The organism is Citrobacter sp. wls706 (assembly GCF_005281305.1).
Taxonomy (GTDB): domain Bacteria; phylum Pseudomonadota; class Gammaproteobacteria; order Enterobacterales; family Enterobacteriaceae; genus Citrobacter; species Citrobacter werkmanii.
The window spans coordinates 408328-422859 of record NZ_SZXG01000032.1 but is presented as its reverse complement, the minus strand read 5'-3'; the positions used below and the strand labels follow the sequence as shown (position 1 = coordinate 422859).

General features: G+C 52.4%; 16 protein-coding genes. 11 read left to right on the top strand and 5 right to left on the bottom strand.

Annotated features, from left to right (window positions below):
• Nucleotides 1-19 precede the first annotated feature (19 nt).
• Genes FDW92_RS15260 through FDW92_RS15240 form a run of 5 tightly spaced genes read left to right on the top strand, consistent with a single transcriptional unit; the run spans nucleotide 20 to nucleotide 4898 of the window.
• The gene (locus tag FDW92_RS15260; protein WP_042310926.1) at nucleotides 20-1399 is read left to right on the top strand and encodes a PTS mannitol transporter subunit IICB; all 1380 of its coding nucleotides are present in this window, start codon (nucleotides 20-22) and stop codon (nucleotides 1397-1399) included.
• Nucleotides 1400-1420: 21 nt separating this feature from the next.
• Entirely contained in the window at nucleotides 1421-2698 is a 1278-nt protein-coding gene (locus FDW92_RS15255; protein ID WP_042310923.1) for a zinc-binding dehydrogenase, read from the top strand.
• On the top strand, nucleotides 2695-3666 hold the full coding sequence (gene glpX, locus FDW92_RS15250) for a class II fructose-bisphosphatase (protein ID WP_042310921.1): 972 nt from the start codon (nucleotides 2695-2697) through the stop codon (nucleotides 3664-3666). Before FDW92_RS15255 ends, glpX begins: the two co-directional genes overlap by 4 nt.
• A 15-nt stretch (nucleotides 3667-3681) precedes the next feature.
• Nucleotides 3682-4191: an MltR family transcriptional regulator gene (locus FDW92_RS15245; protein WP_038633553.1), complete on the top strand. Its 510-nt coding sequence runs from the start codon at nucleotides 3682-3684 to the stop codon at nucleotides 4189-4191.
• Nucleotides 4188-4898, top strand: coding sequence for a nucleoside/nucleotide kinase family protein (locus FDW92_RS15240; RefSeq protein ID WP_042310920.1), 711 nt, complete (start codon nucleotides 4188-4190; stop codon nucleotides 4896-4898). The genes FDW92_RS15245 and FDW92_RS15240 overlap by 4 nt, the downstream gene beginning before the upstream one ends.
• Here FDW92_RS15240 and FDW92_RS15235 read toward each other — a convergent pair.
• Genes FDW92_RS15235 through FDW92_RS15215 form a run of 5 tightly spaced genes read right to left on the bottom strand, consistent with a single transcriptional unit; the run spans nucleotide 4855 to nucleotide 7933 of the window.
• Nucleotides 4855-5538 carry an ATP-binding cassette domain-containing protein gene (locus FDW92_RS15235; RefSeq protein WP_042310917.1) on the bottom strand — a complete coding sequence of 228 codons (684 nt, stop codon included), beginning with the start codon at nucleotides 5536-5538 and terminating at the stop codon, nucleotides 4855-4857. The two genes, FDW92_RS15240 and FDW92_RS15235, sit on opposite strands and share 44 nt — an antisense overlap.
• Complete coding sequence (locus tag FDW92_RS15230; protein WP_137400654.1) at nucleotides 5532-6209, bottom strand: energy-coupling factor ABC transporter ATP-binding protein; 678 nt, start codon at nucleotides 6207-6209, stop codon at nucleotides 5532-5534. Before FDW92_RS15230 ends, FDW92_RS15235 begins: the two co-directional genes overlap by 7 nt.
• Nucleotides 6197-6904: an energy-coupling factor transporter transmembrane component T gene (locus tag FDW92_RS15225; RefSeq protein ID WP_042310914.1), complete on the bottom strand. Its 708-nt coding sequence runs from the start codon at nucleotides 6902-6904 to the stop codon at nucleotides 6197-6199. The genes FDW92_RS15230 and FDW92_RS15225 overlap by 13 nt, the downstream gene beginning before the upstream one ends.
• Nucleotides 6905-7483: an ECF transporter S component gene (locus tag FDW92_RS15220; protein WP_042310912.1), complete on the bottom strand. Its 579-nt coding sequence runs from the start codon at nucleotides 7481-7483 to the stop codon at nucleotides 6905-6907. It lies immediately after the preceding gene.
• 24 nt (nucleotides 7484-7507) lie between these two features.
• Nucleotides 7508-7933, bottom strand: a complete 426-nt coding sequence (locus tag FDW92_RS15215; RefSeq protein ID WP_042310910.1) for a PPC domain-containing DNA-binding protein — start codon at nucleotides 7931-7933, stop codon at nucleotides 7508-7510.
• Nucleotides 7934-8307: 374 nt separating this feature from the next.
• On the opposite strand from FDW92_RS15215, the gene epd reads away from it, so the two are divergent.
• The 6 genes from epd (at nucleotide 8308) to FDW92_RS15185 (ending at nucleotide 14440) form a co-directional block, all read left to right on the top strand.
• Complete coding sequence (epd, locus tag FDW92_RS15210) at nucleotides 8308-9336, top strand: erythrose-4-phosphate dehydrogenase (RefSeq protein WP_038633548.1); 1029 nt, start codon at nucleotides 8308-8310, stop codon at nucleotides 9334-9336.
• Between the two features lie 39 nt (nucleotides 9337-9375).
• Nucleotides 9376-10539, top strand: coding sequence for a phosphoglycerate kinase (pgk, locus tag FDW92_RS15205; RefSeq protein WP_006686863.1), 1164 nt, complete (start codon nucleotides 9376-9378; stop codon nucleotides 10537-10539).
• A gap of 88 nt (nucleotides 10540-10627) precedes the next feature.
• Nucleotides 10628-11707, top strand: a complete 1080-nt coding sequence (gene fbaA / locus FDW92_RS15200; RefSeq protein WP_038633542.1) for a class II fructose-bisphosphate aldolase — start codon at nucleotides 10628-10630, stop codon at nucleotides 11705-11707.
• Between the two features lie 191 nt (nucleotides 11708-11898).
• On the top strand, nucleotides 11899-12759 hold the full coding sequence (locus FDW92_RS15195; RefSeq protein WP_042310907.1) for a small-conductance mechanosensitive channel MscS: 861 nt from the start codon (nucleotides 11899-11901) through the stop codon (nucleotides 12757-12759).
• A 205-nt stretch (nucleotides 12760-12964) separates the two neighbouring features.
• Nucleotides 12965-13600, top strand: coding sequence for an arginine exporter ArgO (gene argO, locus FDW92_RS15190; RefSeq protein WP_038642859.1), 636 nt, complete (start codon nucleotides 12965-12967; stop codon nucleotides 13598-13600).
• 93 nt (nucleotides 13601-13693) lie between these two features.
• Nucleotides 13694-14440, top strand: coding sequence for an oxidative stress defense protein (locus FDW92_RS15185; RefSeq protein WP_003027002.1), 747 nt, complete (start codon nucleotides 13694-13696; stop codon nucleotides 14438-14440).
• Nucleotides 14441-14532 lie beyond the last annotated feature (92 nt).

Below are 14532 nucleotides of genomic sequence, written 5' to 3'. Positions count from 1 at the left end.
CTCCTTTCAGGACATTATTATGGAAAACAAGTCTGCTCGTGCCAAAGTCCAGGCTTTTGGTGGGTTTTTGACTGCGATGGTCATTCCCAACATCGGCGCTTTTATTGCCTGGGGTTTTATAACTGCATTGTTTATTCCTACCGGTTGGATGCCGAACGAGCATTTCGCCAAAATTGTCGGTCCGATGATTACCTATTTACTACCCGTCATGATTGGCTCCACTGGGGGACATTTGGTGGGAGGGAAACGTGGCGCAGTAATGGGGGGGATTGGTTCTATCGGCGTGATTGTGGGCGCGGATATCCCGATGTTCCTTGGCGCTATGGTGATGGGGCCGCTTGGCGGCTGGGTGATTAAGCATATCGATCGTCTGCTGGAAAAACGCATTCCTGCAGGTTTCGAGATGGTTATCAATAACTTCTCCCTTGGTATTGCGGGAATGCTCTTATGCTTGCTGGGGTTTGAAGTCATTGGCCCGGCGGTTCTCGTGGCTAATAATTTTGTGAAGGAGTGTATTGAAGCGTTGGTTCATGCGGGGTATTTGCCGTTGTTATCCGTGATTAACGAGCCTGCGAAAATCCTCTTTCTGAACAATGCCATCGATCAGGGCGTGTATTATCCGCTCGGCATGCAACAAGCTTCAGAAACGGGAAAATCGATATTTTTCATGGTGGCCTCCAACCCAGGGCCGGGATTGGGTTTGCTACTTGGCTTTGCCATCTTTGGTAAAGGGATGAGTAAGAAATCTGCGCCAGGGGCCATGATTATCCACTTCCTGGGGGGTATTCATGAACTGTATTTCCCCTATGTTCTGATGAAACCCCTGACCTTGATTGCCATGATCGCTGGGGGAATGACCGGGACGTGGATATTCCATCTGCTGGACGGTGGGTTGGTTGCGGGACCGAGTCCAGGATCAATATTCGCTTACCTGGCATTAACGCCAAAAGGTTCTTTCCTCGCGACTATTGCAGGCGTCACAGCGGGAACGATTGTCACCTTTGTTATCACTTCTTTAATCCTGAAAATGGAAAAGAACGTCGCAACAGAAAATGAAGATGACTTCGCGGAATCTGCCAGAACCGTCAAGGCAATGAAGCAGGAAGGTAAATTCTCTTATAAAAATATAAAGCGTGTCGCTTTTGTCTGTGATGCTGGAATGGGTTCCAGCGCTATGGGAGCCACCACATTCCGTAAACGTCTGGAAAAAGCGGGATTGAATATTAATGTGGCGCATTATGCCATCGAAAACGTTCCACAAGATGCCGATATTATTGTCACCCATGCCAGTCTTGAAGGTCGTGTTAAACGCGTAAGTGAAAAACCATTAGTGCTGATTAAGAACTATATTGGTGACCCGCTACTGGATGATTTATTTAAACGCATGACTGCGAACTAACTTTCTTTTTTTGGAGTGAATATGAAAACGAAAGTCGCTGCCATATATGGCAAGCAGGATATTCGTATCCGTGAATTTGAACTTCCTGCAATTACAGATAATGAATTACTAGTAAGTGTAATCTCAGATAGCGTTTGTTTATCAACCTGGAAAGCGGCTGCATTGGGTAGTGATCATAAACGTGTTCCGGATGACCTGGAAAATCATCCGGTTATTACCGGCCATGAGTGCGCAGGTATCATCATTGAGGTTGGGAAAAACCTGACGGAAAAATATAAAAAAGGCCAGCGTTTTGTTTTACAACCCGCGATGGGCTTGCCAAGCGGATATTCAGCAGGATACAGCTATGAATATTTTGGTGGCAATGCTACCTACATGATTATTCCTGAGGTGGCGATTAATCTGGGCTGCGTTTTACCGTACCACGGTTCTTATTTTGCCGCAGCATCCCTGGCGGAGCCGATGTGTTGCATCATTGGCGCTTATAACGCGAACTATCACACCACGCCTTACGTGTATGAGCATCGTATGGGGATTAAGCCAGGAGGCAGCATTGCGTTGCTGGCCTGCGCCGGGCCGATGGGGATTGGCGCTATAGATTATGCCATTAACGGCAATATTCAGCCGTCACGCGTGGTGGTCGTGGATATCGACGAAGCGCGACTGACGCAGGCTAAAAAACTGTTGCCGGTTGAGTTAGCGGCAGAAAAGGGGATTGAGCTTATCTATGTGAACACTACCGGCATGGATTCCCCCACAGCGATGTTGCGCGCGTTAACTGACGATGCAGGTTTTGATGATGTCTTTGTGTATGCGGCTGTGCCAGCGGTGATTGAAATGGCAGATGATCTCCTCGCGGAAGATGGTTGTCTGAACTTCTTTGCCGGACCGACTGACAGCAACTTCAAAGTGCCGTTTAATTTTTATAACGTTCACTATAACAGCACTCACGTTGTCGGAACGTCCGGTGGTTCAACGGATGATATGAAAGAGGCTATTGCGCTCAGTGCAACCGGTCAACTACAGCCCTCGTTTATGGTAACGCATATTGGGGGGCTGGATGCCGTACCGGAGACGGTATTGAATTTGCCTGCGATCCCTGGAGGTAAGAAGCTGATTTATAACGGTGTGACGATGCCACTTACAGCCATAACGGATTTTGCTGAGAAGGGGAAAACGGACCCACTTTTCAAAGAGCTGGCAAGGCTGGTGGAAAAAACGCACGGTATCTGGAATGAAGAAGCGGAAAGATACCTGTTGGCGCAATTTGGCGTGGATATTGGGGAGGCGGCAATATGATGTCGTTGGCATGGCCGCTGTTTCGTATTACTGAGCAGGCCGCGCTGGCGGCCTGGCCGCAAACCGGGTGCGGTGATAAAAACAAGATTGATGGTCTGGCCGTGACGGCAATGCGGGAAGCATTGAACAGCGTTGCCATTCGTGGGCGAATCGTTATTGGCGAAGGAGAAATTGATCGCGCCCCGATGCTGTGGATTGGTGAGGAAGTGGGAAGTGGCGCCGGACCAGAGGTGGATATTGCCGTCGATCCCATTGAAGGAACCCGAATGGTGGCGATGGGGCAAAGCAATGCGCTGGCGGTCATGGCGTTTGCCCCCCGCGGTAGTTTGTTACACGCTCCTGATATGTATATGAAAAAACTGGTTGTTAATCGGTTTGCAAAAGGGGCGATTAATCTGGCGCTGCCGTTGGCAGATAATCTGCGTAATGTGGCTGCGGCGTTGGGCAAACCGCTGGAACGACTGCGGATGGTGACGCTGGATAAACCGCGTCTTCAACCGGCGATTGCCGAGGCGACACGACTTGGCGTCAAGGTCTTTGCGCTGCCCGATGGTGATGTGGCCGCCAGCGTACTGGCCTGTATGCAAGAGAATCCCTATGATCTGATGTACACCATCGGCGGGGCACCTGAAGGCGTTATTTCAGCCTGCGCGGTTAAAGCGCTGGGGGGCGATATGCAGGCTGAGCTAATCGATTTCTGCGAAGCGAAAGGGGATAACGCCGATAATCGTCTGATTGCGACACAGGAACGTCAGCGCTGTGCCGAGATGGGCGTTGAGGTCAACCGTATCTATGCGCTCGACGAATTGGTAGGGGGAAATAAGATCCTTTTCAGCGCGACGGGGGTCACAGGCGGCGATCTTGTTAAAGGGATCCAACAGGTTGCGAATGGTGTGCGCACGCAAACTTTACTGATCGGCGGCGCGGATCGAACGTGTAATATAATAGACTCTCTGCATTCATGGTGATTTATCGAGAAACGAATGACGACGCTGACAGAAGACGATGTGCTTGAGCAACTGGATGCTCAAAATAATTTACTCTCGTTTATGACGACGGCACATAACATTTTGCTCCAGGGCATTAAGCGCTTTCTACCGTCGCTGTTCGTCAATAACGATGAAGAGATCGTGGAATATGCAGTGAAGCCGTTACTCGCCCAGAGTGGGCCGCTTGACGATATCGACGTTGCGTTACGTCTGATTTATGCGCTGGGTAAAATGGATAAGTGGCTTTATGCCGACATTACCCATTTTTCTCAGTTTTATCAGTATCTGAACGAGCAGGATAACATTCCCAGTTTTGCCGATGACATTACCTGGGATTTTGTCAGCAACGTGAACAGTATCACCCGCAACGCGACACTCTATGGTGCGCTGGAGTCGATGAAATTTGCCGACTTTGCTGCGTGGTCTGAAGTGCGCTTTAGCGCAATGGTCAAGACGGCAATGACGCTGGCAGTGACGGCGATTTTAAAGGAATTGACGCCGTGAAAATCGAACTAACGGTGAATGGGCTACAGGTTGAAGCACATTACCTTGATGATGAGATAAAGAACGTTCACAAACCCATATTACAGCAACTGGCCAAAATACATTCCACGAATCCGCAGCGACGAACGATTGTTTTTCTCAGCGCGCCGCCGGGAACGGGAAAATCGACGCTGACCACCTTCTGGGAATATCTTTCCCGTCAGGACCCCGGTCTGCTAGAGATCCAGACGCTGCCAATGGATGGCTTCCATCACTACAATAGCTGGCTGGACACCCATAATCTACGGGCATACAAAGGGGCGCCGGAAACCTTTGATGTGGAGAAGCTTGCACGGAATTTGCAGCAAATAAGAGACGGGGAAGGTGCCTGGCCGCAGTATGACCGGCAAAAGCACGACCCGGTCGAAGAATCCATACAAGTGACTGCACCGATTGTCATTGTGGAAGGAAACTGGTTATTGCGCGATGACCAAAGATGGCGGGCTTTAGCTGAATTTTGTGATTACTCGCTGTTTATTCGCGCCCCCGCCAATGCGCTTCGTACACGACTGGTAGGCCGTAAACTGGCTGGCGGACTATCGCAAGCTGACGCTGAAGCGTTTTATGAGCGTACCGACGGACCGAATGTTCGTCGGGTACTGGAGGGGAGCCGACCAGCCGACTTTATGCTGGAGATGACGGTCGATGGTGAATATCGGATTGCGTGAGATTTTTGTTGTGTAACCTTACCACTCGCGAGAAATGGCGCTGCGTAAACGCAGCGTCATGACTGATCGCCACAACGCTTGCGCCACGCGCACGGCACACCGCCAGCCAGTGCTCGAAAACACCCAGCCAGTGCGCATCAAAATCCCGGCTGGGCTCATCCAGCAGCAGAATCGCAGGTGCCAGGGCTTCCAGACTGGCGACGGCAACCATTCGGCGTTGCGCGGTATGCAGATCCAGTGGGTGTGCGTCGGCAACCTCATCTAGCTGACATAATTGCAGTGCCGCCGCAGTGCGTTGCGCAACTTCTACTGCAGGAAGCTTTTGTAACCGTAATCCAAAGGCCACTTCATCTCGTACCTTACTGTGGAAGATCTGATTTTCCGCCTCCTGAAACAGCACGCCGATCGCCCTGGCGCGCTCCCGGTTTTTCAGTTGCGCAATCGCACGGTTTTGCACCGTTACTGAGCCGGAAGAAGGGGAGAGCAGCCCGGCCATAATGCGCAGCAGCGTGGATTTACCGGCGCCATTATCGCCCGTCAGCGCCAGCCATTCACCTTCATGGAGTTCAAGTGAAATATTGCGCAAGCAGTCATCGGCGGCATTTGGCCAGCGCCAGGTTACCTGGTTTAGCGTTAACATAGTGGTGACAGCGCTCCGTCGCGCAGTTGCCACGCCTGCTGGCAGTGGCTGAGAAAAGGTGAATGATTGCGTTCGAAAAGCACCACTAAAGCATGCTGTTCCTGCGCCCATTGTTGCAGTCGCTCCAGCATCATTGTCGTGGCCTGCGCGGTGAGGCGGCTGAATGCTTCATCCAGAATCAATATTTTCGGCTGCATAGCGAGCGCGCTGGCAATCACCACCCGCTGGGTTTCGCCGCCGGAAAGCGTGCCTGGATGACGATGACGCAGTGGCTGGCATTCCGTTAGCGTGAGCGCCATGTCAATGCGGCGCACAATTTCAGCCTCGGTAAGGCAAAGATTCTCGGGACCAAACGCCACTTCCTCCTCAACGCTGAAAGTACAGCCGGAAAGCTGCAGGTAAGGTGATTGCTGCACCAACTGAATGGTGCTTGATTGCTCGACGAGCGACAGCTGTCCGATGGGGGTACCCAATAATGTTCCTGTACCCTCAATTTCACCGGGCAGGAAATCGGGGTACCAGCCTGCCATCAGCTGCGCCAGCGTACTTTTCCCACTACCGTTATCGCCAAAAATGGCTACCATGCCAGGCTTTGCATAGTGGAAATCGAAACAGGCTGGCGGTCGCATAGCATGCGTTGGGTGATAGCGAAACTGCTCTAACGTAACCATATCCAGACTCCAGTCTCAATCACTATCAGAACCACCATGCCGTAGCGCGCCAGACGCTGTAAGGTGCTGTCCGGCGGCGCCCACAGCGTTGTACGAGTGCGATGCAGGCGAAATCCGCGCATATCCAGCGCTGCGCCGCGTACGGCCAAATCGTTGAGCGCATTATGGGTGAGCGGCACAATCAGTGCAGGCATGGCGCGTAAACGTTGATGCCAGGACTCATCCAGCGGTACACCGCGCGCCCGCTGGGCCTCATGAATAATCGCCAACTGGTGTTTGAGCTGCTCGACGACCAGCAGCGGGCCTGCAAACAGATAGGCAATGCCAGGTGGTAAGCGTGAAGCAAACAGCGCGCGTATAAAGCGCGAAACCGGTACGTACTGCATCCACATCTGTGATGTCGACACAATGGCCAGGATCCGCGACCAGAGCGTGACGGCATCGGCCCAACGTTCTGGCGTGCGCGGTTGTCCGCTGAGCCATTCTGTAAGCCATCCGCCGTGAACCAGCCATAGCCCCAGACCTAAGGGAATCATCAGCCAGAGTACGTATTTTGCCCGTGGGCGCGTGGCCTTCATACACAACAGACCGATGAACGTCGCCGCGCTGTAAAGGCTGAGCGGCGCTCCGACTGGCAGCAGGAGCGTGGAGCAGGCGGCGAGCGCCCACAGGGTTAACGAGGTAAACGGATGCATTTAGCGCACAGCAGACATCGTGGGGAAGTGACGCGTGGTACGCAACGGAAGCTGGCGTAGCAGTACCCAGACGATGATCGCCGTGAGGATTTTATCGACCAGATTCGCGCCAATGACGGTGATGGCAACGGATTCCACCAGGTTCTGACCGACCGAGTACATCCAGGCGACAAAAAGATCGGCACCACTGCCGGTGACGCCGCCAAACAGGGTGGTACGAATCGGTACGGCCACGAGGGTGACGGCCAGTGTAATGATCACGCCGCTGACAACGACTTTGGGTAAGGTGCGAAACCATCCCGCCCGCGCCAGCCAACCGGCCACCAGCCCGATGACCATCGCCACAGGAGCAAAGGCGGCGGCGATGGGATCGGTCAATAATCCCCATAACAGGTTTGTGAGTAATCCGGTCAGCATTCCTACCACCGGACCTAGTAGCACTGCGCTGATTAAGGTGCCAATGGAGTCGAGAAAAATAGGTAATTTCAACATGCTGATAAGCTGTCCACCGACCATGTTGATGGCAATAGCAATGACAATCAGCACCAGAGACTGGCTGGAAAATTGGCGATGCGCCATAGAAGACCTCATTCAAATGAAACGTTAGCGGGATGAAATAACCAGTTCGTCATAACCGGAGATGGCGCAGGGTTGTCGGCTAAATGCCAGCGACGTTAGCTCGCCAATCACCAGTTCCAGCGTGGTGCGCACGGTACAGCCCGGCATCATGTGGCCGCCCAGCATCGCGCCATGCGGGTCGGCAACCGCCAGATGGAGATGCTCACCAGTGAGCTCCAGTGTGCCGTTCAGGGAGATGATCTCCCATGTGCCGGTGAGTAATGTGGTTTCCTCACGACCTGCGTAGCGCAGGGCAACGTTGGTTAGGCTTCCAGTGCAACCCGCTATCCAGGCTGCCTGCAACTGATGCTGTTGGACAAATGCGTGTAGCGCAGAAAAGAGTTCCTGACCGGGTAATAATCGCAGCGCCAAAAAGCGCGCGTCAGATGATTGGGGAGCGAATGTAGCCATAGTTGAGGGACTCCGAGACTCGGACGTAGCGCTGATAATATAGACGCGGGTTAGGGAGCTTTCTGATATAAATCAGGATTTGTGACATAGCAACGAAATAATCTTGCTACGGTTATTCGCAATTCTGGAATATGGAATAAATTTAGCGACGAAGGGCGTTAAAGTGTGATGTAAGTCAGATAACTGCGTTCTGTCGCTGGACAATCATTCCTTTTATTCCGCGTTTCGCTTATTCTAGCTGAAGCGTTTCAGTCGATTAAATGTTCGACAATTAACCAATTAGTCGCAGTTTGCGACAGGTAAGGTTTCCCTGAGCGATTTGCTGCATTACTCTGTCAGCCACATCGTTTCTGAGAAATCCTTGCAGGAGACCTATGACCGTACGCGTAGCGATTAATGGTTTCGGTCGCATCGGACGCAACGTGGTTCGTGCTTTGTATGAATCCGGGCGTCGGGCGGAAATCACCGTGGTGGCAATCAACGAACTGGCGGATGCTGCAGGCATGGCGCATTTGTTGAAATATGACACCAGCCATGGGCGTTTTGCCTGGGATGTTCGTCAGGAACGTGACCAACTCATCGTTGGTGATGACGCGATCCGCATTTTGCATGAGCGAACGCTCGACGCGCTGCCATGGCGTGAACTGGGTGTTGACGTTGTGCTGGATTGTACGGGCGTCTTCGGTAACCGCGAACACGGCGAGGCGCATATTGCCGCTGGTGCAAAAAAAGTGCTCTTTTCACATCCTGGTAGTCCCGACATCGACGCAACGGTTGTATTTGGCGTTAATCAGGATCAGCTGCGCGCTGAGCACCGAATTGTATCCAACGCCTCCTGCACCACGAATTGTATAATTCCCGTCATTAAATTGCTGGATGATGCTTACGGCATTGAGTCTGGTACCGTCACGACGATCCACTCTGCGATGCACGATCAGCAGGTGATTGATGCCTATCATCCTGACCTGCGTCGTACGCGAGCGGCCAGCCAGTCAATTATTCCGGTTGATACCAAACTGGCGGCGGGCATTACGCGAATTTTTCCGCAATTTAACGATCGTTTTGAAGCGATCGCGGTGCGTGTACCGACCATAAATGTGACGGCGATCGACTTAAGCGTGACGGTGAAAAAACCGGTAAAAGCCAGCGAAGTCAACCAGTTGCTGCAAAAAGCAGCACAAGGTGCATTTCATGGTATAGTTGACTATACGGAATTACCGTTGGTCTCTGTAGATTTTAACCATGACCCGCACAGCGCCATCGTTGATGGTACGCAAACGCGTGTGAGTGGTGCTCACCTGATCAAGACCCTGGTCTGGTGTGATAATGAATGGGGCTTTGCTAACCGTATGCTCGACACAACGTTAGCGATGGCTGCTATTGGTTTCAGGCTCGACGCTTGAGCGTCGACAAAACTTTAAGTATCAACGAGAGGATTCACCATGTCTGTAATTAAGATGACCGATCTGGATCTGGCTGGTAAACGCGTTTTTATCCGTGCCGACCTGAACGTACCAGTTAAAGAAGGGAAAGTAACCAGCGACGCGCGTATCCGTGCTTCCCTGCCGACCATCGAACTGGCCCTGAAGCAGGGTGCTAAAGTGATGGTAACTTCCCACCTGGGTCGTCCTACCGAAGGCGAGTACAACGAAGAATTCTCTCTGCTGCCGGTTGTTAACTACCTGAAAGACAAATTGTCTGCTCCGGTTCGCCTGGTAAAAGATTACCTGGACGGCGTTGAAGTCGCTGCCGGTGAGCTGGTGGTTCTGGAAAACGTTCGCTTCAACAAAGGCGAGAAGAAAGACGACGAAGCACTGTCCAAAAAATATGCGGCGCTGTGCGACGTATTCGTGATGGACGCTTTCGGTACGGCTCACCGTGCACAGGCTTCTACCCACGGTATCGGTAAATTCGCTGATGTTGCTTGCGCAGGTCCTCTGCTGGCTGCTGAGCTGGACGCGCTGGGCAAAGCGCTGAAAGAACCGGCTCGTCCGATGGTGGCTATCGTTGGTGGCTCTAAAGTTTCTACCAAACTGACCGTTCTGGATTCCCTGTCTAAAATTGCTGACCAGCTGATCGTTGGCGGTGGTATCGCGAACACCTTCGTTGCCGCTCAAGGCCACAACGTCGGTAAATCCCTGTATGAAGCTGACCTGGTTGACGAAGCAAAACGTCTGCTGACCACTTGCGACATCCCGGTTCCGACCGATGTTCGCGTAGCGACTGAGTTCTCTGAAACTGCGCCGGCGACACTGAAATCCGTTAGCGATGTGAAAGAAGACGAGCAGATCCTGGATATCGGCGACGCTTCTGCACAGCAGCTGGCTGAAATCCTGAAGAATGCGAAAACCATTCTGTGGAACGGCCCGGTTGGCGTGTTCGAATTCCCGAACTTCCGTAAAGGTACTGAAATCGTTGCTAACGCTATCGCAGACAGCGAAGCGTTCTCCATCGCGGGCGGCGGCGATACCCTGGCAGCAATCGACCTGTTCGGCATTGCTGATAAAATCTCCTACATCTCCACTGGCGGCGGCGCATTCCTCGAATTCGTGGAAGGCAAAGTTCTGCCAGCAGTAGCGATGCTCGAAGAGCGCGCTAAAAAGTAAGCATTTAATGGGCAGGGAAACCTGCCCAATTATTAGCGCGCTTTAGAGCGCGCGCCCTTTCCAAGGCCGAAGATACAGGACTCGCAACATGTCTAAAATTTTTGATTTCGTAAAACCAGGCGTAATCACTGGTGATGACGTACAGAAAGTTTTCCAGGTAGCTAAAGAAAACAACTTTGCTCTGCCAGCTGTTAACTGCGTTGGTACCGACTCCATCAACGCCGTACTGGAAACCGCTGCAAAAGTTAAAGCGCCGGTAATCGTACAGTTCTCCAACGGTGGTGCTTCTTTCATCGCGGGTAAAGGCGTGAAGTCCGACGTGCCTCAGGGCGCTGCAATCCTGGGTGCTATCTCTGGCGCGCATCACGTTCACCAGATGGCTGAACACTACGGTGTTCCGGTTATCCTGCACACTGACCACTGCGCGAAGAAACTGCTGCCGTGGATCGACGGTCTGCTGGACGCAGGTGAAAAACACTTCGCAGCAACCGGCAAACCGCTGTTCTCTTCTCACATGATCGACCTGTCTGAAGAGTCTCTGGAAGAGAACATCGAAATCTGCTCCAAATACCTGGCGCGCATGTCCAAAATGGGCATGACTCTGGAAATCGAACTGGGTTGCACCGGTGGCGAAGAAGACGGCGTGGACAACAGCCACATGGACGCTTCTGCACTGTACACCCAGCCGGAAGACGTTGATTATGCATACACCGAGCTGAGCAAAATCAGCCCGCGTTTCACCATCGCTGCTTCCTTCGGTAACGTACACGGCGTTTACAAGCCGGGTAACGTGGTTCTGACCCCGACCATCCTGCGCGACTCTCAGGACTATGTTTCTAAGAAACATAACCTGCCGCACAACAGCCTGAACTTCGTCTTCCACGGCGGTTCCGGTTCTACTGCTCAGGAAATCAAAGACTCCGTAAGCTACGGCGTAGTGAAAATGAACATCGATACCGATACCCAATGGGCGACCTGGGAAGGTGTTCTGAACTACTACAAAGCAAACGAAGCTTACCTGCAGGGCCAGTTGGGTAACCCGAAAGGCGAAGATCAGCCGAACAAGAAATACTACGATCCGCGCGTTTGGCTGCGTGCTGGTCAGACAAGCATGATCACCCGTCTGGAACAGGCTTTCAAAGAACTGAACGCGGTTGACGTTCTGTAATTTACGCCGTTCTATGTGACATGAGGCCCGCCAATGCGGGCCTTTTTTATTGCCATTTCAACAGGCTGCTGGCAGAGATTTCTGTGATCTGTTTGGCAAAAATCAGGTTTATTGTTTACTCTTGTCAGATTGTCAGTCCCGGCGGGGCGGCTTTATTTTTCCCATTTGGGTAAGCAAAAAAGGAATAGTAAATGGAAGATTTGAATGTTGTCGACAGCATAAACGGGGCGGGCACCTGGCTGGTCCGCAATCAGGAACTGCTGTTGAGCTATGCCGTCAACATCGTTGCGGCCATCGCCATTGTTATCATCGGTATGATTGTGGCGCGTATCGTATCAAACACCGTTAACCGCCTGATGGTGGCGCGGAAAATTGATGCAACGGTTGCCGATTTTCTCTCCGCACTGGTGCGCTACGGTATTATCGCTTTCACGCTGATTGCCGCGCTGGGCCGCGTTGGGGTGCAAACCGCCTCCGTGATCGCCGTTCTCGGTGCCGCAGGTTTAGCCGTTGGTCTGGCATTGCAAGGTTCGCTGTCCAACCTTGCCGCAGGCGTGCTGTTGGTAATGTTCCGTCCGTTCCGGGCGGGTGAGTATGTAGACCTCGGCGGCGTGGCGGGAACCGTACTTAACGTGCAGATTTTCTCCACCACCATGCGTACCGTAGACGGTAAGATTGTGGTGATCCCAAACGGTAAAATCATTGCCGGGAACATCATTAACTTCTCTCGCGAACCGGTTCGCCGTAACGAATTCATTATCGGCGTGGCCTACGATTCCGATATCGATCAGGTAAAGAAAATCCTCACCGATATCATCCAATCCGACGAGCGCATCCTTAAAGATCGTGAAATGACGGTGCGCCTGAATGAGCTGGGTGCTTCTTCGATTAATTTTGTTGTACGCGTCTGGAGCAACAGCAGCGATCTGCAAAGCGTCTACTGGGACGTACTGGAGCGTATTAAACGCGAGTTTGACGCCAACGGCATCAGCTTCCCGTATCCGCAGATGGATGTGAACTTCAAGCGTGTGAAAGAGAACGTGGCAGAGTAATCTTTTTCTGCACCACGGTGCCGGATGGCGCTTCGCTTATCCGGCCTGGTCAGATTTCTATACTGTAAGCCGGAAAGGCGTTAGCTGACATCCGGCAAAGAACCTCTCATTAATTCCTCTAATACGCGATTAAAATTATCCATTTCAGCTAATGATTCTCCCGCGCTATAGTCTGCTCCTAAGAGAAACAGTACGGGATAAAAACGTGTTATCGTATTACTTTCAAGGGCTTGCACTTGGTGCGGCCATGATACTTCCGCTTGGTCCGCAAAACGCCTTCGTGATGAATCAGGGCATTCGTCGCCAGTATCACATTATGATTGCATTACTCTGCGCCATCAGCGATCTGGTGCTGATTTGCGCGGGGATCTTCGGCGGTAGCGCCTTGCTGATGCAGTCGCCGTGGCTGATGGCGCTGGTCACCTGGGGCGGGGTCGCATTTTTACTCTGGTACGGTTTCGGCGCGTTAAAAACGGCCATGAGCAGTAATCTGGAACTGGCCAGTGCTGAAGTAATGAAGCAAGGACGCTGGAAAATCATCGCCACGATGCTGGCGGTGACCTGGCTCAACCCACACGTTTATCTGGACACCTTTGTGGTGTTGGGGAGTCTGGGTGGTCAACTGGACGTTGAGCCTAAGCGCTGGTTTGCGCTGGGTACCGTCAGCGCCTCGTTCCTGTGGTTCTTTGGCCTGGCATTGCTGGCGGCCTGGCTGGCGCCGCGTCTGCGTACGGCTAAAGCACAGCGCATCATCAATATCTTAGTAGGATTAGTGATGTGGTTTATCGCTTTTCAGCTGGCAAAAGAAGGTGTTACGCATGTTCATGCGCTGTTCAACTAAGTGTTGTCTGATGGACAACGCAGCGAGATCGGCTAAGCTTGCCTGCATGTGCCCTGAGTTTCGGGGTAATTAATGAAACATGGAGGAACGACCGTGAAGTTCAAAATAATGGCCCTGGCGGCATTAGTCGGATTCAGCGCACTATCGGTACAGGCAAATGAGTTGCCAAACGGACCGCACATCGTGACTTCCGGAACGGCAAGCGTGGATGCGACGCCTGATATCGCCACCCTGGCGATTGAAGTCAATGTTGCTGCGAAGGATGCGGCTTCAGCGAAGAAGCAAGCCGATGAGCGCGTGGCGCAATATCTGTCCTTCCTTGAGCAGAATCAGATAGCGAAGAAAGACATTAGCGCTGCCAACCTGCGCACGCAGCCGGACTACGATTACCAGAACGGCAAAAGCATCCTCAAAGGCTATCGTGCGGTGCGTACCGTTGAAGTGACGCTGCGTCAGCTGGACAAACTCAACGCTCTGCTTGATGGCGCACTTAAGGCCGGTCTGAATGAGATCCGTTCGGTATCGCTTGGCGTTGCCCAGCCGGACGCTTACAAAGATAAGGCGCGTAAAGCGGCAATTGATGATGCCATCCATCAGGCCGAGCAGTTGGCGGCGGGCTTTAACAGCAAACTGGGACCCGTTTACAGCGTGCGCTACCACGTGTCCAATTATCAGCCCAGCCCGATGGTACGGATGATGAAAGCGGATGCAGCGCCTGCGGCATCAGCTCAGGAAACCTACGAACAGCCGGTTATTCAGTTTGACGATCAGGTTGATGTGGTCTTCCAGATTGAGCCTACGGCGGGACAGCCGGCAGCAACGCCTGCCAAAACCCAGTAATCTTTCAAACCCGGCTTTCCAGCCGGGTTTTTTCTGTGTGTAACTGTAAAAATGAGATCTTACATCCAGTCTTTTTTTTCGGCGTAATGAGG

Coding starts and splice junctions, on each gene's coding strand:
- FDW92_RS15260 (WP_042310926.1), top strand. CDS start 20: ATGGAAAACAAGTCTGCTCGTGCCAAAGTCCAGGCTTTTGGTGGGTTT.
- FDW92_RS15255 (WP_042310923.1), top strand. CDS start 1,421: ATGAAAACGAAAGTCGCTGCCATATATGGCAAGCAGGATATTCGTATC.
- glpX (WP_042310921.1), top strand. CDS start 2,695: ATGATGTCGTTGGCATGGCCGCTGTTTCGTATTACTGAGCAGGCCGCG.
- FDW92_RS15245 (WP_038633553.1), top strand. CDS start 3,682: ATGACGACGCTGACAGAAGACGATGTGCTTGAGCAACTGGATGCTCAA.
- FDW92_RS15235 (WP_042310917.1), bottom strand. CDS start 5,538: ATGTTAACGCTAAACCAGGTAACCTGGCGCTGGCCAAATGCCGCCGAT.
- FDW92_RS15230 (WP_137400654.1), bottom strand. CDS start 6,209: ATGGTTACGTTAGAGCAGTTTCGCTATCACCCAACGCATGCTATGCGA.
- FDW92_RS15225 (WP_042310914.1), bottom strand. CDS start 6,904: ATGCATCCGTTTACCTCGTTAACCCTGTGGGCGCTCGCCGCCTGCTCC.
- FDW92_RS15220 (WP_042310912.1), bottom strand. CDS start 7,483: ATGGCGCATCGCCAATTTTCCAGCCAGTCTCTGGTGCTGATTGTCATT.
- FDW92_RS15215 (WP_042310910.1), bottom strand. CDS start 7,933: ATGGCTACATTCGCTCCCCAATCATCTGACGCGCGCTTTTTGGCGCTG.
- epd (WP_038633548.1), top strand. CDS start 8,308: ATGACCGTACGCGTAGCGATTAATGGTTTCGGTCGCATCGGACGCAAC.
- pgk (WP_006686863.1), top strand. CDS start 9,376: ATGTCTGTAATTAAGATGACCGATCTGGATCTGGCTGGTAAACGCGTT.
- fbaA (WP_038633542.1), top strand. CDS start 10,628: ATGTCTAAAATTTTTGATTTCGTAAAACCAGGCGTAATCACTGGTGAT.
- FDW92_RS15195 (WP_042310907.1), top strand. CDS start 11,899: ATGGAAGATTTGAATGTTGTCGACAGCATAAACGGGGCGGGCACCTGG.